Genomic DNA, 17,136 nt, shown 5'->3' with positions numbered 1-17,136 from the left:
GGTGCCGGGTAGGGGCTACGGCGAGGGCTCGGCCGACGGAATGGTGGCCTGCGCGCCGCCCGCGGGCTCCACGCCGTGTTGCACGGCCGGCAACGAGGCCGACACCGCGCCCACGTAGAAGATGCCGTGATAGCCCTGGGCATTCTTGCCGTCGAACAGCTGCACGAAGTAGCGGTCCCCGTTGTCCTGGCCCTTGGCCGGCTTCACGCCGCAGTCCAGCGTCTGCTCCTTGTTCAGGGCGCAGATCCACGCCGAGCCGCTGTTGTAGGCCACGTCCAGCGAGAACACGTTCGGCAGCAGGCTCGCGAGACGATGGCCCATGGGGCGGTAGTCCGGGTTCCACGGAAGCCCCTTCACCTGACGCGGGTGGAGGTTGCCGCTCACCACCAGCAGGGCCCGCTTCTGGGACTGGCCGGCCACTTCCATCACCTTCCGGGCCATGGCCTCCTCGCGCGCGTCACCCTCGAGCGGCGGACGATCATAGGCGAAGATCTTCACGTCCAACCCCTGGCTGCGCAGCTTGCGCAGGGCCTCGATGAGGTAGACCACGCCCTCGCTGTTGCGACCATCCGGGTACGGGCTGCGCCAGAAGGGGCTCTCCATCAGCTTCGCCCAGTCATCCTCCTTGCCCTCACTGGCCAGGAAGGTCTCGAGCCGCGCCTGGTTGGCGTCCGGCACCTCCAGGCCCACCGTCACGGGGATGCCCTGGGTGGCCGCCTGGCACGCGCTCTGGGCGATGAAGTGCGGCACCTCCTGCGTGCCGTGCAGCTCACCCAGCAACACCACGTTGCCCGGACGCGCCAGCTTGCCCAGGCCCAGGATGGGCAGGCCACACTCGATGCTGGTGTCCTTCAGCACCACCACGTCGGGCGTCGCGCTGGACTTCCTCGCGTTGTTCGCGAGCACCGGGGAAACCCTCCGGAACACCTTCCACTCGAGCACCATGTCGCGCGCGGTCTGCTGGGACTCACCCACGATGTTGTTGTCGCCCCACGACTGCTGCGCCTCCGCGTCCATGGCCATGGAGCTGCCCATGCCCGAGGGATTGTCCAGGGTTCGCCCATCCACACCCCACAGCAGGTCGCTGCCCGCGGCCTTCAGCGCCTTGTTGACGCTGCGGGAGGTGCGGGTGATGACCAGCTTGCAGCGGTGGGGCCCCTCGGGTTTGGCGCTCACCAGATACCGGTGCCAGTAGGCCGCGACCTTCGAGCCGGCGAACTCCTGACGCCACTCCGTCTCCAGCGAGGCCGCGCCCGGCACCTCTCGGAAGGTGAAGCCGTTCTCGATGAAGTAGGTCCGCACCATCGGCCAGACCTCGTCGATGGGCTGCTCGTAGATGGCCTCCTCGTCCGGGGCGAAGTCGATGAAGCGAGAGGTACATCCCGACAGCGCCACCAGCAGCAACACACAACCGAAGGCCATCCGTCTCATGCAGGGCTTCCTCCTGGGTTCTCGGCGAGATGCCCGCGGTCCACGACGCGAGCGCCTGTTCTCACATCGGATTGGCATCGGAGGTGTGCTCGCCATGACGCACCGCCGGAGGCGAGGCCGACACCGCCCCCACGTAGAAGACACCGTGGAAGCCGGACTCACTTGGCCGCTCGAAGAGGGAGACGAAGTACCGGTCTCCGTTGTCCTTGCCCTTCGTGGGCCGCTCACCACACTCGAGGGAATCCCCCTTCCCCACGAAGCAGATCCACGCCGTCCCGCTGTCGAAGGCCACGTCCAACGACAGCAGGGAGGGCAGCTTGCGGGCGAGCATGTAGCCCATGGGGCGGTAGCCCAGATCCCACGGCACGCCGGGCTGGGTACGGGGATGGATGTTGCCGGTGACGACGAGGAAGAAGCGCTCGGCGCCGGTCTCCACCTCGGAGAGGATGGTCCGGGCCATGGCCGCCTCGCGGGCCTCGCCCTGCAGCTCCGGGTGATCGAAGACGAAGGCCCGCACGTCCAACCCCTGGGCGCGCAACCAGCGCAACTGCTCCAGCAACCGCACCACCGCCTCACTGCCGCGGCCGTCCGGGTACGGGCTGCGCCAGAAGGGGCTCTCCATCAGCAACGCATGATCGTGCTCGGTGCCCGCGCTCGCGATGAAGCGCCGCACGCGCTCCTGGTCCGCCACCGGCATCTCCAGGCCCACCGTCACCGGGATGCCCCGGGTGGCGACCTGGCAGGCCCCTAGCGCCACGAAGCGGGGAACCTCGCGCGTGCCGTGCAGCTCGCCCAGCAGCATCACCCTGCCCCGCTGCGCCTGCCCGGCCAACCCGATGATGGGCAGGCCACACTCGATGGAACCGCCGCCCGGCTCCTGCTTCGTCGCCCTCAGCGTCGGCCCCTCCACGCCCTTGTTCCGCGCGTCCAGCTCCGGGACGATCCGATCCCTCATCGTCCACTCCATCACGAAGTCGCGCGCGCCCTGGAGGGACTCGCCCGTCACGCCGGGCGATTGCAGGGGGAGGGTGACGTTCGTCACGGACTCCTCGGGGACGAAGAGCAGGGGCGACTCGAAGGAGGGCACGCGCACGTCCATCTCCTCCACGCGCACCTCCTCTCCCGGCAACCCCGCGGGGCCAGGACCCGGAGCGCGGCCCATGTCCCAGTCCGGCTGCTTCGCCGCGTTGACGGGCGCTCCATGGGGGCCGCGGCTGGTGCGGATGACCCACACCTGGCTCCGCGACGGCGACTCCCTCTTGCCGATGACGGTGTAGCGGTGCCAGTGGCCCGCAACCCTCGAGCCGGCGAACTCCTCGCGCCACTGCGTCTGCAACACGAAGTGGGCCTCGTCCTCCTGGTACCGGAACCCCCTGTCCCGGAACCAGTCCCGCACCACGGGCCAGACCTCCTCCAGGGGGTGCTCGTAGACGGCATCCTCCTGCGTCTCCAACCTGAAGGAACCCTGTCGCGAGGCACACCCCACCAGCAGCCCCCCCATCAGGAGAACCGAGAAGAAGATGGCCGCTCGCATCCATACCTCCCTGAGGACATGTCGCCCGCACACCTCTGAACGATTCAGCCGCGCGGACATACTGCCTGGAATCGAGCGGATTTTCTCGCGCCGTATCCTACTCGCCCCCACCCTGCCCCAATTCCTCCAGGAGCCGGCGGGCGTTGTAGACCTTGCGAAGGCCCTCGAGGATACCCTCGCTGTGGACGGATACGGTGCGGTTGACGGACTCGTCGAAGCCGTACTCGCCCCCCAGGGACCCGATGTTGCCGTCGAAGACGATGCCGACGATCTCCGCGTCCTTGTTGAAGATGGGTGAGCCCGAGTTGCCCCCGATGATGTCGTTGGTGCTCACGAAGTTGAACGGCGTCTGGAGATCCAACCGGGGTTTGGCCTGGAGCCAGCTCGGGGGAAGACGGAAGGGATCCTCACCGGTGGCGCGCTCGTAGAGGCCGGCGATGCGGGTGATGGGCTCCACCTGCCGCCCCTCCTCCGTGTAGCCCTTCACCTGCCCGAAGGACAGACGCAGCGTGAAGGTTGCATCCGGGTAGGTGCTGGTGCCAAAGGCCTCGAAGCGGGCCCGGGCGATGAGCTCGCCATTCTTGTCGGCGACGGACTCCACCTCCTCCTCGTAGCGCTCGCGGATGGCGCGAGCCTCCTCGTCGATGGAGCGGACGAACTCCAGCATCGGATCCTTCGAGGCGCCGATGGCCGCCGCGCCGCCCTGGTAGAGCTGGCGGCGAACCTGGGGGGAGGCCAGGCGGGTGCCAGCCACCCACTTGCGAGCGAGCGCCCGCGGAGACTGCTTGCCCAGCGCCTTCTTCACCACCGGATCATCCGGCCCGAGCACCTCGCGCAGCTTCGTCAGGTAGAAGCCGAGCATCGCCTCCTCGAGCTTCGGATAGACGGGGGCCGGGCTGAAGAGCTGCTGCTCCAGCTCGGGCTTGCGCGCCTCGGTGAACTCCTCCAGCCGCTGCTCGTTGGGCTTGGACAGCTCCTGCGCCGAGCGGGCGAGCACCCGCGCGTAGTTGAAGAGGTCCGAGCCCGCCCCGGCGGCCTGCTCCAACCACCGCAGCCGCAGGCGCATGTCGCGCAGCGTGTCCGTGGCCCGGGCGATGTTGTCCCAGGCCTGGCCGTAGCGCTTCTGCCGCTCGGGATCCGCCTTCACCCAGTCGCGCAGCTTCTGCTCCTCGGCGACCTTCTTGGCGAAGAACTCCCGGTCCACGAGCGCCTCGCGCCGGCCCACCAGCGCCTTGTAGCTGTTCTCCACACCGAACTTGAGGTTGTTGGAGATGCGGGTGTACTCGGGGCCGCGCTGCTGGAACTCGTCGAGCATCCCGCGCAGCTGCGCCAGCTGGAAGAGCCGTTCGGGCAGGGCGTAGTCGCGCTGGTAGAGGAGCTGGGCCACCGTCAGCAGGCGCGAGGTGCCACCCGGGTGCCCGGCCACGAAGGTCAGCTCTCCCGGCTGCGCGCCCCGGGCCGACCAGCGGAGGTAGTTGTCCACCTTCGCCGGCTTGCCGTCCTGGTACACGCGCACGAAGGCCACGTCGTAGTCGTAGCGGGGGAACTCGAAGTTGTCCGGATCCCCACCGAAGAAGGCGATGGCCTCCTCGGGGGCGAACACCAGCCGCACGTCCTGGAAGCGCTGGTACTTGTAGAGGTTGTACATGCCGCCCTGGTACAGCGTCACCACGTCACAGCGGATGTCCGGAGCGGTGGCGCACGTCTTCTCCAGCCGCGCGAACTCCGCCCGCTGCGCGTCGCGGAAGGCCGCGCCCTCCTTGCCCTGGGTGGCCTTCGTCACCTGCTCGGTGACGTCGGAGATCTCCACCAGTCGGTTGACCTCGAAGGCGGGACACTGCCGCTCCTGCTGCGCGGTGGCGGCGGAGAAGCCCTTCACGATGAGGTCGCTCCGCGGCGTGGAGAGCTGCTGCACGCACTCGCGGACGCAGTGGTGGTTGGTCATCACCAGCCCGTTGGGGGACACGAAGCTGGCCGAGCAGCCCCCGGCGATGCGGGCCGCGGAGAGCTGGACCCGCTTCAGCCATTCCGCGTCGGGCGCGAAGCCGTAGCGCGACTTCACCAGCTCGGAGGGGAAGTTGTTGAAGGTCCACATGCCTTCGTCGGCACGGGCGGACCCGGCGGCGAGCAGGAAGAGGACGGGGAGCAATCGTGTCATGCGCGGTCTCCTTTGAGCGCACTTCGCACGGCATTGGTCCCCACGGGAAGAGCCGGGTCAAAGACTTTGTGCGCACGGCCCGTCCGCATCCGTCCTCAATCCGGCATCGGCCCCACATAGCGGGACGCGGGGCGGATGAGTCGACCGGAGGCCCGCTGCTCGGCGACATGGCCCAGCCACCCGGCCACCCGGCCGCAGGCGAACACGGCCGAGAACAACGTGCGATCCAACCCCACCGCGTCGAGCAACACGGCCGTGTAGAACTCCACGTTCGCGCGCAGCGGCCGGTCCGGGTAGCGCTGGCGGAGGAGCTCCTCGGCCGCGCGCTCCACCGCACGCGCCAGGGCGAGCCGCTCGGTCCGCAGGCCCCCGTGCTCGAGCCGCTCGATGGCGCGCTCCAGCACCGCCGCGCGAGGATCCCTCACGCGGTAGATGCGATGGCCCATGCCCATGATGCGACGCCCGGCCCGCAGCTCCGCCTCGAGCCACGCGGCGGCCCCCTCCGGACCTCCGATGGCATCGAGCATGTCCAGCACCGGCCCGGGTGCGCCACCATGCAGCGGACCCTTCAACGCCCCGATGGCGCCCACCACCGCCGACACCGCGTCGGAGCCCGTCGAGGCAATCACCCGCGCGGTGAATGTGGAGGCATTCAGCCCGTGGTCGGAGACGGTGACCAGGTAGGCATCGAGCCCGGCGGCCCGCTCGGGCCGGGCCTCGCCCCCCACCATGCGCAGCAGATCCTCCGCCAGGGACAGGGCCGGATCCGGCCGAACGGGAGCCAGGCCACGCGCGCGCCTCGCCCATGCGCCCGTGAACACGGCCAGGGCCCCCGTCAACTGGACGAACGTGTCCAGCTCACCGCCCGGGTGCGACGGGACATGGGCCGCGGCGGCCCGGAGCGCGTCCATGGCATCCGGCGCATCGAGCGCATCCCCTCCCCTCTCGAGCAGGCCGAAGGCGCGAACCCTCGCCTCTCCCAGCGCCGCCTGGAGCGACGCGGGCAATGGCTCCTTCGCGTACGGAGCCCAGAGCCTCGCGCAGACCTCCTCGAACGAGACCTTCCCGGCGAGTGACTCCACGTCGCCGCCTGCAATCACCAGCCGTCCCCGCTCGCCGTCCACCTCACTCAACCGGGTCTCCGCCACCACCACTCCCTCGAGACCCGCCTGCACCACAGCCTGCGTCGCGTCCATGTTCGTGGCCCTCCGACACAGGGTGTAATTCCGGCCCGCCGGGCTCGAAACTCGATTCGACAATCGACATGCCGCGCGGCCACGGGGGCCTCGTGGATTTCCCGCGCGGGCTCGCTCATGATGGACGCCCGTCCTCCGCTCGGAGACACCCGCTGTCCGTCCCGACCCACGCGAGGCGCGCGGTCCACCTGAGCCGGACGGTGTATGCGATTGCCCGAACCCCGACGCCAGGGTGGGCACGGCCTCGCGCAAGATTCGCGTTCCACGCCACGCGTGCCGGCCTCGAAAAGCACGTGTGCACAATTACAGCTCGATGGCTTGAAACACTTTGCCGCGCTCGCCTGCCTGGCAGGCAGGCATCACCTTCTGCGTTGAGTACAAAACAACAATATTGGATGCTCAGAGCAAGCGCACACGCGCCACACCCCCTCCCATCCCTCTCCGAGCGCCAGGGCGATGAGCCGCGGGTGGCGCGAACGGGAGGGCCTCGTCCCGAAGTCAGTCATTCCCCCCGCTGTCTGTCTTCAACCCCTCCAGGACCGTCCCCGTGAAGAAGACCCTTCTGCTGGCTGAAATGCTGCTCGTCATCGTTGGCACCGCTTGCGGCGCACCCGATACCACCGCCACCGAAGGAACACCGGAGACATTGGAGACATTCACGACGGCGAGAGCCGCGCTGACGGTCCAGAACTGCTCGCCCCTCCCCACGAGCTCGGTGCTCGCCTCCGGTGATGATGGCGCGGGCAGCGTGGCCAACAACACGCGCGACGACCGGCTCGACACGCGCTGGAGCGCCCTCGGCAAGGGCGCGTGGATCGACTACGATCTGGGCTCGGTCCAATCCCTCTCGGGCGCGGCCATCGCGTGGCACCAGGGCAACACGCGCGTCAACACCTTCACCCTGTACGTGTCCACGGACGGGGTGAACTACACGCAGGTCCACACCGGCAAGAGCAGCGGCACGACGACGGCGGCGGAGACGTACACTTTCGCCACGCGCACCGCGCGCCGCCTGCGCATCACCGTCTACGGCAACACCCTGAACGACTGGGCGAGCATCGCCGAGGCCCGCGTGTGCGGAGCCCCCGCGACGGGCTCCAGCGTGGTGTGGCGCGGCGATTTCGAGACGGGCGACCGCACCCAGTGGACCAGCACGCAGATGGTCAGCGCGGACCGGCTGCAGGTGGTGTCCTCCCCCGTGCGCTCGGGGAAGTACGCCCTCAAGGCCACGGTGCGCCAGGGCGATGATCCCATCAATTCCAGCGGCAACCGCAACGAGCTGGTGAGGATGACGCGGGAGGCGGTGGGCTCGGAGTACTACTACCGATGGAGCACGATGTTCGCCTCGGACTTCCCGAGCGTGAAGACGTGGCAGCTCTTCACCCAGTGGCACCACGAGGGCAGCAGCGGCTCGCCTCCCCTGGAGTTCTATGTGTACGGCGAGGAGATCCGGCTGAACATCGGCGGAGACCCCGGCACCCTCGTGTGGAAGGCCCCGCTGGTGCGTGGCCAGTGGCAGGACTTCATCCTCCACGTGAAGTGGTCGCCCGACGCGAGCGTCGGCTTCGTCGAGCTGTACCACAACGGCCAGCTCGTCCTGCCCAAGCGGAACATCGCCACCATGTTCCCCGGCATGCTCAACTACCTGAAGGTCGGCCTGTACCGCAGCGACACCGTCACGCAGGTCGGCGTCGTCTACCACGACGGGTGGATCATGGCCCGCAACCTCGCGGACGTGCTCTGAGGCCTCCGAGCGCCGCTACGGTGGCGCCCGGACCGCGTCCGTTGAACAATGCCCCGCATGCGGAACCCGGGACGGGTGATGGAGCCACTGAGACAGGCCTGGAATCGGGCGCGCGAGCGCTGGTGGGTGCGCCAGGCGATGGACATCGCCCTGGTGGTGCTCGTCTTCGTGGCGGTGGCGGCCTGGCAGACCCGCCACCTCCCGACGGGTGCTCCGGCGCCGGACTTCACCCTGCGCACCCTCTCCGGCGAGCAGGTGCGCCTGTCCGAGCTCCGGGGCAAGCCGGTGGTGCTCACCTTCTGGGCCCCCTGGTGCGGGGTGTGCAAGGCCGAGTCCTCCACCCTGTCCGCGCTCCGGGGCACCGTGGGCGGCTCGGCGCACGTGCTGTCCGTGGCGGTGGCCTACGAGCACGAGGAGGAAGTGCGCCGCTTCGCGCGGGAGCAGGAGGTGGACTACCCCGTGCTGCTGGGTGGCCCCGAGCTCATGCGGGACTACGCCGTCGAGCAGTTCCCCACCACCTTCTTCCTCTCCTCCGAGGGCCACATCGAGCGGGCGGCGGTCGGCTACACCACCCGCCTGGGGCTACTCTGGCGGATGTGGCTGTAGGGCACCGGGAAGCCCCGGCACCTCTCACAGCAGGCGGTCCGCGAGGTACCACAGCAGGGCCGCCCCGAGGCTGAACGGGACGACGAGGCTGCCTGCGTCCGAGGAGGAGAGCACCCCGCTCCCGCCTCCCGTGGGCAGCAGCAGCGCGGCGCCCGCCACCAGCCACGTGACGCCGAGGATGAGCGCGCGCCGCCACGGCCGCGCCCGCGGAGGCAGACGCTGGAGGACCCGCTCCCGGAAGCCATCGTCGGAGAGCCCGGATGGCAGTTGCCGCTGGAGCAGCGTGTCGAGCCAGGCCTCTTCATCGCGGCCGTTCATGGGACCTCCTCGAGTTGCCGGCGCAGCTTCTCCTTCGCGCGCGCGACATGGGTCTTGAGCGTCCCCACGGGGCAGTCGAGGACGACCGCCGCCTCCTCGTGGGTCAGCTCGTTGGCATAGGTGAGGACGAGCGCGGCCCGCTCGCGGGGCTTGAGCGAGGCGAGCGCCCGCTCCAGATCGTAGCGCGCCAGCAGCGCATCCGGGAGGAGGGCCACCTCCTCGGAGCTCCCGGCCTCCTGGGCGGGAGACGCCACGGAGGCTCCCCGGCTGCCGCGATCCCTGCTGAAGAACACGTTGCAGGCGATGCGGTAGAGCCAGGAGGAGAACTTCGCCCCACCGCGATAGCCACGCAGCCCCCGGTAGGCGCGCAGGAAGGTCTCCTGCGCCAGATCATCCGCCTGCGCCAGATCTCCCCCGGTCAGCCGGCGCAGCAGGGCGCGCACCGCGGACTGGTGCCGTGCCACCAGCTCGCCAAAGGCGTTCCGGTCGTCACGCACGAGCACCCGGGAGATGAGCTCGGCGTCCGAGGGGTGTTCAGGAGGAGGAGCCATGGGGCGCGGAGGCTACGGCTGGGGCTCCGGCGAGAGCGCCGACGACAGCCGTCCCTTTCCCGTCTGCAGGCGCCAGACGATCAGGTGCCCCACGCCGATGAGGAAGAGCGTCACCCCGGCGCCCCAGGCCCCCTGCACATCCGGGACGGCGGCCAGGAAGACCGCCAGCCCCAGCCCGGACGTGGACAGGATGATGCCCCGCCGCAGGTCCGACGGCTTCCGCGCGGGGGGCGCGAGCAGCCCCTCGGGGATCTCCGCCCCCTTCTCCACCATCAGACGCACCGTCTCGTGGACCTGGCGCGCCTTGCGGTAGCTGGCGAACAGCCAGGCCAGGAAGCCCGTCAATACGAAGGCGAGAAAGGAGACGGAGATGATGAAGGGCGTGGGATCGACGTGATTCCCGGACAGCCTCCGCTCGCGCGCCTGGAGCAGCTTGTAGAGCTGTTCGGAGGTGAGCCGCCCCTCGGGATCGAGCTGCCGTGCCTGGGCCTCCGTGTCGGAGGCCAGCTGCTGGAACTCGACCTCCAAGGCCTTCTGGCGGGCCTCCAACTCCTGGCGCCGCGTCTCGAGCTCCGACTTCCGAGGCGAGGAAGGCGTGGACGGGGAGGCGGGGGTTTCGACCACGGGGGCCGACTCGGCCCGGCCCGGCCCCAGGAGGGAGGCCAGGAGGCACACCGTGAGAATCTGACGCTTCATGCGAGGGCTCCTTACCGGCGATTTTCTCGGTGCTAGGACTCCCGGAGCCCCTTTCCTGGATTCACCCCCGGTTTTTTCGCCGCGCTCCTTCCCCTTCCGCAGGGGGGGCTCGCAACCTTCCCGGGGCGCTCGCGATAATACCCCTGGACCGAGGCTCCCCCGAGCCGACTCCGGAGGAGCTCCATGGACCCGATCGGCCGTCGCCCCGTTGCCATCAAGACCCCCACCGCGCCCGAGCCCCGGCAGGCCACCTCCGCCCCGAACACCGCCCGGACGGTGAACACCGCCCAGACGGTGGGCCATACGCAGAAGAGCGGCTTCGAAGCCGTGGGCGTGAAGGCGGCCGTCCAGGCCCCCGCCAGCACCTGGAGGGCTCCAGCGGACTCGGAGCTGGGACGGGTCATCAACGGCATGCTCGACCGGCTGAAGCAGAGCCCCATCACCCTCAAGGGGGACACGCCGGAGAGCCTCTTCCGCCGGGCCATCCTCGACAACAAGCGCGTGACGAACGAGCAGCTCCTCGCCATGTCCAAGGTGACGCTGGAGCAGCTCGACTCCGGCCCGGAGACCCGGCGGAAGGTCCTGGAGAAGATTCCCAACGCCCGGGAGCAGCCGGTCCACCAATTCACCGTGGCCATGCTGTCGGCGGCGACGGGCATCGACCCCCAGAAGCTGTCCGAGGCCTGCCCGGACCTGGGGATGACCGGGGCGCCGAACACGCCGCTGCTCTACGCGGCAAAAACCGAGCGCATGCAGCGCTCCACGGCCCTGCACGACTTCACCGACTACCTGCGGGGGGCGGGCATCCAGGGCCTCAACAAGGCCGTGTGGGGAGTGGAGAACCGGATCCTGTCGGCCCTCGTCAGCGCGCTGGGCGGAGGCCGGTACTAGAGGTTAACTTGGCCGACCATGGAAGAACCCAACGGTCGGCTCATCCAGACCCTCATCGACGCACGCAAGCACCACTGCTTCCCCCCGGACGTCCGCGTCGGGGCCCCGGAGCTCATCGAGAAGGTGCTGGCCCTGCTCTTCCCCCACTTCGCCGAGCGCCTGGACTGTAGCGCGGTCGGCGTCCGCTCCGAGGTGGCGGTGGTGGAGGCGATCCTCACGCGCTCCCTGAACACGCTCGCCCACCGCTACCCGGGCGTGTCTCCGGACCTGCCCCAGCGCTTCATGGAGCAGCTCCCGGAGCTCTACGCCTGGCTGCGGCAGGACGCCGACGCCATCTTCGAGGCCGACCCCGCCGCCCGCAGCGTGGACGAGGTCATCCTCACCTACCCGGGCTTCTACGCCATCGCCATCTACCGGATGGCCCACGCCCTCCACCTGCTGGGCTTTCCTCTGTTGCCCCGCCTGCTCACCGAACTGGCGCACCAGCGCACCGGTGTGGACATCCACCCGGGGGCCACCATCGGGCGGCGCTTCGTCATCGACCACGGCACGGGCGTGGTGATTGGCGAGACCACCCTCATTGGCAACGGGGTGAAGATCTACCAGGGCGTGACGCTGGGCGCGCTGCAGGTCCAGAAGGCCCTGGCGGACAAGAAGCGCCACCCGACCATCGAGGACGACGTGGTGGTGTACGCCAACGCCACCATCCTCGGCGGGAGCACGGTGGTGGGCCGCGGCAGCGTCATCGCCGGCAACGCCTTCATCACCCACAGCATCCCCCCTGAGTCCGTGGTCACCCGCCGCAGCGAGGTGCGCCACCGCCAGGGGGATGCGGAATTCGATGAGCTGGAGTACCACATCTGATATAGCAGATGTCCATCTGTCGTAGCAGACAGCTTCCCGACGAGGCTCGAAACCCATGAAGGTTACCAACATCCTGGAGACGATCGGCAACACGCCGCACGTCCGCGTCAACCGGCTCTTTCCCTCGCGCGTCGAGGTGTACATGAAGCTCGAGCGGGCCAATCCGGGCGGGAGCATCAAGGACCGTATCGGCCTGGCGATGATCGAGGACGCGGAGAAGCGGGGCCTGCTGAAGAAGGACAGCGTCATCATCGAGCCCACGTCGGGCAACACGGGCATCGGCCTGGCGATGGTGGCGGCGGTGAAGGGCTACAAGCTCATCCTGGTGATGCCCGAGTCGATGAGCATCGAGCGGCGCCGGCTGATGGCGGCGTACGGGGCGACGTTCGAGCTGACGCCGAGGGCGCAGGGAATGAAGGGCGCGATTGCCCGGGCGCAGGAGATGGTGGCGCAGACGCCGAACGCGTGGATGCCGCAGCAGTTCGAGAACGAGTCGAACATCGAGATCCACAAGCGCACCACGGCGCAGGAGATCCTCAACGACTTCCCGGAGGGCCTGGACTACATCATCACGGGAGTGGGAACGGGCGGGCACATCACGGCGTGCGCCGAGGTGCTGAAGCCGAAGTGGCCGAAGCTGAAGGTGTTCGCGGTGGAGCCGGCGAAGTCGCCGGTGATCAGCGGAGGGGCGCCGGGGCCGCACCCGATCCAGGGAATCGGAGCGGGCTTCATCCCGAAGAACCTGCACAAGGACGCGCTGGACGGGGTCATCCAGGTGGCGGAGGAGGAGGCGTTCGACTTCGCGAAGAGGTCGGCGCGTGAGGAGGGCATCTTCGTGGGCATCTCCTCGGGAGCGGCGTTGGCGGCGGTGAACAAGAAGCTGGCGGACATCCCCGACGGAAGCCGGGTGCTCTGCTTCTGCTACGACACGGGCGAGCGTTACCTGTCGATCGAGAACCTCTTCCCCGCGCAGTAGCTCAAGCACCTCCCCATCCATCCCATCCCTCCCTCTCCCACTGGGAGAGGGTCGGGGTGAGGGTATGCGCCCCCCGAGCCTCACCGCCCCGAGAACGCGCGAACCATCTCCACGAGCCGGTCGATCTCCCCAGGCTGGTTGTAGAAGTGGGGCGAAATCCGGATGCGGCCGCGACGAAGCGAGAAGCTGACGTTGCGTTCGGAGAGATACGAAGCGAGCGCCTTCACATCCCCGCGAGGAGGCAGGAAGGCGAGGATGCCCGCGCGGTGCTCGGGAGAAGGCCCGATCTCACACCCGATGGCGCGCAGCTCGGCGTCCGCGTGGGAGAGCAGCTCCCGGATGCGGGCCTCGACCTTCTCCATCCCCACTTCCAGAAGAAGACCGAGGGCGGCGCCGAGCGCATAGGTGCCGGCGTAGTTGTGACTGCCCTCCTCGAACTTCGTGGCGTCCGGGCGCAGCTCGAAGTGGGAGCGGTTGAAGTTCCAGAGGTCGGTGGTGGAGCGCCAGCCGACGAGCACGGGCCGCACGCGAGGGAGCACGTTCCGGTCCACGTAGAGAAAACCAATCCCGGAGACGCCAATCATCCACTTATGGCTGTCGGCGCTGAGGAAGTGGATGCGGCTCTTCTTCACGTCCACGGGGATGCAGCCGACACTCTGGATGCCATCCACGCAGAAGAGGACGCCCGAGCGCTCGCAGAGGGCGCCAATGGCCTCCAGGTCGGTGCGGTAGCCGGAGGCGAACTGGACGGAGCTGAGGGCGACGAGCCGGGTGCGCGGGGTGATCGCGGCGGCCACGGCCTCGGGGGTGACACCTCCGTCGCGGGGCTCGATCTCCCGGACGACGACACCGCGGTCGCGCAGGTGCAGCCAGGGGTAGATGTTGGAGGGGTACTCGATGGACGAGGCGACGGCGACCTCGTCCCCGGGACGCCAGTCGAGCCCCTCGGCGACGAGGCCGAGCCCATGGCTGGTGTTGCGCACGAGGGCGATCTCCTCGGGCGCGGCGCCGATCATCCGGGCGGCGAGCCCCCGGGTGGCCTCGGTACGGGCCTCCCAACCGCGCTCGAAGCGGACGCCGTGGTGGAGGAGATCATCCACCCACTCGCGTATGGCGGTAGCGACCCGCTGGCTCGTGGGGGAGACCCCCGCGTGGTTGAAGTAGAGCTGCTCCTGTACGACGGGGAACTCGGAGCGGTACGCGTCGAGGTCGGGGGACGAGGTCATGAGCGGACGCATTATGCCCCGCCCCCGCCCGGGGTCACGGGATCAGCGGGCCGAGCAGGCCAGCGCGAGTCCCTGCTGCGAGGCCAGCGGCGTCACGTGACGCGCCAGTCCGGCCGCGCCGTCCCGCGAGAAGGCCTCCTGGGCCAGGGCCACGGCCTCGCGCGAGTGCACCGTCACCGTCGAACCGGAGGCATCCACCACCTCCACCGCACCGTCCACGCGCTCCTGCGCACGCACCAGCAACGCGCCCGCCTCGTCGCGCACGGCCATGCCGTCCTCGAGCGGCTCGAAGTAGCGCACGCGCGGCGCCTCACCGGCCCGGTCCAGCTCGACGCGCATCACGCCGCTCTGCTCGTCACGCGACAGCCGCAGCGTGTCGGTGGGGCTCAGCCGGACGATCCGCGTCCCATCCTCCAGGGTCTCGGCGTTGGCGAGCGGGTTGCTGCCCGACCAGAACTCGATGCTGTTGAAGACGAGGGCGTCCACGAGGGTGCCCACCCCGTATACGGGGATGATGGTGAAGCCGAGGAACACCAACCACCGCAGGAACTTGTTGTCCGAGACCTCCTGGTTGAGGCCGTAGATCTTCCGCGTCAGGGCGAACGAGCCGAAGCAACCGGACACGTGGAGCGACAGGAAGGTGGCGAACAGCGCGGCAACCAGGCGAGACGAACGGGACTTCATGAATCCTCCTCGAGGCGGACGCCGGAGGCTCCGGCGCGCGCGGAGGACCAAGCTACCTCCACCGGGGGTATGTCCGCAGGAGCGTACGGGGAAAAGACAGAGGGCCGCGGGTGGGGTCCCGTGAAGAACCCCACCCCGGCCCTCCGGGAGCACGAAGACGGGTGCGCGACTACGGCGCGGCCTTCGCCTGGGGCGCGGCCGACGGACCCGCGGGCTTCTTCGACCCCTTCGTCCACTGATCCAACCAGTCCAGCACCGCCTCGTGCCACTGGATGCTGTTGGCCGGCTTCACCACCCAGTGGTTCTCATCCGGGAAGTAGAGCAGCTTGGACGGGATGCCCCGGCGCTGCAGCACCGTGAAGGTGGACAGGCCCTGCGTGTCCACCACGCGGAAATCCTGCCCGCCGTGGATGACGAACATCGGCGTCTTCCACTTCGCCACATGGTCGATCGGGTTGTGCTTCGTGTAGCCCTCGGGCTTCTCCCAGGGGGTGCCACCGTGCTCCCACTCGGGGAACCACAGCTCCTCGGTGTTGAAGTACGCGAGCTTCTCGTCGAGGTTGCCGTCGTGGTTCACCAGGCAGCGGAAGCGGTCCGGCATCTGCCCGGCGATCCAGTTGATCATGAAGCCGCCGTAGCTCGCGCCGAGCGCGCACACCTTGTCGCCATCCAGGAAGCCGTAGCGCTTGATGGCGGCGTCCAGGCCCTTCTGGAGATCCTCGAGCGGCTTGCCACCCCAGTCCCCGCGGATGGCGTCCGTGAAGGCCTGGCCGTAGCCCGTGGAGCCGTGGAAGTCGACCATCACCGCCGCGTAGCCCCGGCCCGCGTAGGTCTGCGGGTTCCACCGGTAGTGGAAGTGGTTGCCGAAGCTGCCCTGTGGACCGCCGTGGATGAGGAAGGCCACCGGGTACTTCTTCTTCGGATTGAAGTCGACCGGCTTCACCACGAAGGCGCGCACCGTCTCGCCATTCCAACCCGGGAACTCGAACTGCTCGTAGTCCCCGAAGCGGATGCGGGCCAGGGCGTCCTCGTTGACGCGCGTGAGCTGACGCAGCTCGCTCCCGTCCGCGCGCACCGAGTACAGGTCCGCAGGCGACTTCAGGTCATCCCGCAGGAAGACGACGCGGCCATCCGGCAGAGGCCGCGGCTCGGAGGCACTGCCCTGCCCGCTGAGGGCGCGCACCCGGCCGCTCGCCACGTCGAGCGAGAAGACGGGGTGCTGGCCGATGTCATCGGCGGTCACGAGCACCGACTTCCCATCCGCGCTCCAGGCGATCCCACCAGCGGAACGATCCCACTGCTCGGCGAGCACGCGCTCCTTGCCGTCCGGCCACGAGCGCAGCACCACGCGCAGCCGGTCCGACTCGTAGCCGGGGCGCGACATGGCGAGGTACGCGAGCGTCTTGCCATCCGGGCTGAACACGGGCGTGGTGTCCGTGGCGCGGTTCTTCTCGGTGAGCTTCCGGGGCGCGCCGGGCTTGTCCACCGGGGCGAGGAAGAGATCCAGGTCGGTGGACCAGGACTCGCTCCTGCCCACGTCGCGCGCGGTGAAGACGAGCCCCTTGCCATCCGGGGTGAAGGTGAACTCCTCCGGGCCGCCGAAGGGCTTGCTGGGGCCGTCCGCGTCCATGCCCACCATCACATCGCGCGGGGCGGCGCTGCCATCCACCGGCAGGACGAAGAGGTGGTTGCGCCGGCCATCCGCCCACGTGTCCCAGTGACGGACGAAGAGCTTGTCGTAGACACGGCCGGTGGTCTTCTTCTGCGCCTGCTCCTTCAGACGCTGGGTGGTGCACTCCAGCGTGGCGCAGTCGGGATAGACCTCGAGGGCGACGGCGAGCGTCTTGCCGTCACGGGACAGGGCGAAGGCGCCCACGTCGAGGGGCAGCTTCGTGACGGCCTGGGACTCTCCCCCATCGAGCGGGAGGCGGAACACCTGGCTGGAGCCGCTGCGGGAGGAGAGGAAGAGGAGGCTCTGGCCGTCCGGGCTCCAGACGGGCTGGGCTTCACTTTCGGGAGAGTAGGTGAGCTGACGCAGGCCGCTGCCATCGGCGTTGACGAGCCACAGGTCGGTGCGGCCCTTGTTGGCCTCCAGGTCGGTGGTGCGCAGCACGAAGGCGATGCGCTTGCCATCGGGGGACACGCTCGGACTGCTGATCCGGCGCATCGAGACCTGGTCCTGGATGGTGTAGGGCTGGGATTTGGCGGGAGCGGCGGAAAGGGCGAGCGCCGCGACGAGGGAGAGGGTCAAAGGGTCCTCC

General features: G+C 69.0%; 15 protein-coding genes. 5 read left to right on the top strand and 10 right to left on the bottom strand.

Annotated elements, in window-relative coordinates:
• Positions 1 to 15: 15 nt before the first annotated feature.
• The 4 genes from JQX13_RS30030 to JQX13_RS30015 form a co-directional block, all read right to left on the bottom strand.
• Positions 16 to 1,431: a hypothetical protein gene (locus JQX13_RS30030; protein WP_203402912.1), complete on the bottom strand. Its 1,416-nt coding sequence runs from the start codon at positions 1,429 to 1,431 to the stop codon at positions 16 to 18.
• Between the two features lie 61 nt (positions 1,432 to 1,492).
• Positions 1,493 to 2,965, bottom strand: coding sequence for a hypothetical protein (locus tag JQX13_RS30025; protein WP_203402911.1), 1,473 nt, complete (start codon positions 2,963 to 2,965; stop codon positions 1,493 to 1,495).
• Positions 2,966 to 3,062: 97 nt separating this feature from the next.
• Positions 3,063 to 5,123, bottom strand: coding sequence for a S46 family peptidase (locus tag JQX13_RS30020; RefSeq protein WP_203402910.1), 2,061 nt, complete (start codon positions 5,121 to 5,123; stop codon positions 3,063 to 3,065).
• 95 nt (positions 5,124 to 5,218) lie between these two features.
• Positions 5,219 to 6,319: a citrate synthase gene (locus tag JQX13_RS30015; RefSeq protein WP_203402909.1), complete on the bottom strand. Its 1,101-nt coding sequence runs from the start codon at positions 6,317 to 6,319 to the stop codon at positions 5,219 to 5,221.
• A 547-nt stretch (positions 6,320 to 6,866) separates the two neighbouring features.
• Here JQX13_RS30015 and JQX13_RS30010 point away from each other — a divergent pair.
• Both JQX13_RS30010 and JQX13_RS30005 read left to right on the top strand, forming a co-directional pair.
• On the top strand, positions 6,867 to 8,063 hold the full coding sequence (locus tag JQX13_RS30010) for a heparin lyase I family protein (RefSeq protein ID WP_203402908.1): 1,197 nt from the start codon (positions 6,867 to 6,869) through the stop codon (positions 8,061 to 8,063).
• 57 nt (positions 8,064 to 8,120) lie between these two features.
• Positions 8,121 to 8,669: a TlpA family protein disulfide reductase gene (locus tag JQX13_RS30005; protein ID WP_203402907.1), complete on the top strand. Its 549-nt coding sequence runs from the start codon at positions 8,121 to 8,123 to the stop codon at positions 8,667 to 8,669.
• Between the two features lie 24 nt (positions 8,670 to 8,693).
• Here JQX13_RS30005 and JQX13_RS30000 read toward each other — a convergent pair whose 3' ends face one another.
• The 3 genes from JQX13_RS30000 to JQX13_RS29990 are packed head-to-tail and all read right to left on the bottom strand — an operon-like array spanning position 8,694 to position 10,234.
• The gene (locus JQX13_RS30000) at positions 8,694 to 8,987 is read right to left on the bottom strand and encodes a hypothetical protein (protein WP_203402906.1); all 294 of its coding nucleotides are present in this window, start codon (positions 8,985 to 8,987) and stop codon (positions 8,694 to 8,696) included.
• Entirely contained in the window at positions 8,984 to 9,538 is a 555-nt protein-coding gene (locus JQX13_RS29995; protein ID WP_203402905.1) for an RNA polymerase sigma factor, read from the bottom strand. Before JQX13_RS29995 ends, JQX13_RS30000 begins: the two co-directional genes overlap by 4 nt.
• Positions 9,539 to 9,550: 12 nt before the next feature.
• Positions 9,551 to 10,234, bottom strand: a complete 684-nt coding sequence (locus tag JQX13_RS29990; protein ID WP_203402904.1) for a DUF6249 domain-containing protein — start codon at positions 10,232 to 10,234, stop codon at positions 9,551 to 9,553.
• A 183-nt stretch (positions 10,235 to 10,417) separates the two neighbouring features.
• Here JQX13_RS29990 and JQX13_RS29985 point away from each other — a divergent pair, with 183 nt between their 5' ends.
• The 3 genes from JQX13_RS29985 to cysK are packed head-to-tail and all read left to right on the top strand — an operon-like array spanning position 10,418 to position 12,965.
• On the top strand, positions 10,418 to 11,125 hold the full coding sequence (locus tag JQX13_RS29985; RefSeq protein WP_203402903.1) for a hypothetical protein: 708 nt from the start codon (positions 10,418 to 10,420) through the stop codon (positions 11,123 to 11,125).
• 18 nt (positions 11,126 to 11,143) lie between these two features.
• The gene (gene epsC / locus JQX13_RS29980; protein WP_203402902.1) at positions 11,144 to 11,989 is read left to right on the top strand and encodes a serine O-acetyltransferase EpsC; all 846 of its coding nucleotides are present in this window, start codon (positions 11,144 to 11,146) and stop codon (positions 11,987 to 11,989) included.
• 55 nt (positions 11,990 to 12,044) lie between these two features.
• On the top strand, positions 12,045 to 12,965 hold the full coding sequence (gene cysK / locus JQX13_RS29975) for a cysteine synthase A (RefSeq protein ID WP_203402901.1): 921 nt from the start codon (positions 12,045 to 12,047) through the stop codon (positions 12,963 to 12,965).
• Positions 12,966 to 13,045: 80 nt separating this feature from the next.
• Here the strand turns inward: cysK and JQX13_RS29970 are convergent, their stop codons facing one another.
• The 3 genes from JQX13_RS29970 to JQX13_RS29960 form a co-directional block, all read right to left on the bottom strand.
• On the bottom strand, positions 13,046 to 14,191 hold the full coding sequence (locus JQX13_RS29970; protein ID WP_203402900.1) for an aminotransferase class V-fold PLP-dependent enzyme: 1,146 nt from the start codon (positions 14,189 to 14,191) through the stop codon (positions 13,046 to 13,048).
• 42 nt (positions 14,192 to 14,233) lie between these two features.
• Positions 14,234 to 14,875 (bottom strand): DUF3332 domain-containing protein, encoded by a 642-nt coding sequence (locus tag JQX13_RS29965; RefSeq protein WP_203402899.1) that lies wholly within the window; start codon positions 14,873 to 14,875, stop codon positions 14,234 to 14,236.
• A gap of 169 nt (positions 14,876 to 15,044) precedes the next feature.
• Positions 15,045 to 17,126, bottom strand: a complete 2,082-nt coding sequence (locus tag JQX13_RS29960; RefSeq protein ID WP_203402898.1) for an alpha/beta hydrolase family protein — start codon at positions 17,124 to 17,126, stop codon at positions 15,045 to 15,047.
• Positions 17,127 to 17,136 lie beyond the last annotated feature (10 nt).

Source organism: Archangium violaceum, assembly GCF_016859125.1.
GTDB lineage: Bacteria > Myxococcota > Myxococcia > Myxococcales > Myxococcaceae > Archangium > Archangium violaceum_A.
This window is presented reverse-complemented; position numbering and strand designations above follow the sequence as displayed.

Coding starts and splice junctions, on each gene's coding strand:
- JQX13_RS30030 (WP_203402912.1), bottom strand. CDS start 1,431: ATGAGACGGATGGCCTTCGGTTGTGTGTTGCTGCTGGTGGCGCTGTCG.
- JQX13_RS30025 (WP_203402911.1), bottom strand. CDS start 2,965: ATGCGAGCGGCCATCTTCTTCTCGGTTCTCCTGATGGGGGGGCTGCTG.
- JQX13_RS30020 (WP_203402910.1), bottom strand. CDS start 5,123: ATGACACGATTGCTCCCCGTCCTCTTCCTGCTCGCCGCCGGGTCCGCC.
- JQX13_RS30015 (WP_203402909.1), bottom strand. CDS start 6,319: ATGGACGCGACGCAGGCTGTGGTGCAGGCGGGTCTCGAGGGAGTGGTG.
- JQX13_RS30005 (WP_203402907.1), top strand. CDS start 8,121: ATGCGGAACCCGGGACGGGTGATGGAGCCACTGAGACAGGCCTGGAAT.
- JQX13_RS30000 (WP_203402906.1), bottom strand. CDS start 8,987: ATGAACGGCCGCGATGAAGAGGCCTGGCTCGACACGCTGCTCCAGCGG.
- JQX13_RS29995 (WP_203402905.1), bottom strand. CDS start 9,538: ATGGCTCCTCCTCCTGAACACCCCTCGGACGCCGAGCTCATCTCCCGG.
- JQX13_RS29990 (WP_203402904.1), bottom strand. CDS start 10,234: ATGAAGCGTCAGATTCTCACGGTGTGCCTCCTGGCCTCCCTCCTGGGG.
- JQX13_RS29985 (WP_203402903.1), top strand. CDS start 10,418: ATGGACCCGATCGGCCGTCGCCCCGTTGCCATCAAGACCCCCACCGCG.
- epsC (WP_203402902.1), top strand. CDS start 11,144: ATGGAAGAACCCAACGGTCGGCTCATCCAGACCCTCATCGACGCACGC.
- cysK (WP_203402901.1), top strand. CDS start 12,045: ATGAAGGTTACCAACATCCTGGAGACGATCGGCAACACGCCGCACGTC.
- JQX13_RS29970 (WP_203402900.1), bottom strand. CDS start 14,191: ATGACCTCGTCCCCCGACCTCGACGCGTACCGCTCCGAGTTCCCCGTC.
- JQX13_RS29965 (WP_203402899.1), bottom strand. CDS start 14,875: ATGAAGTCCCGTTCGTCTCGCCTGGTTGCCGCGCTGTTCGCCACCTTC.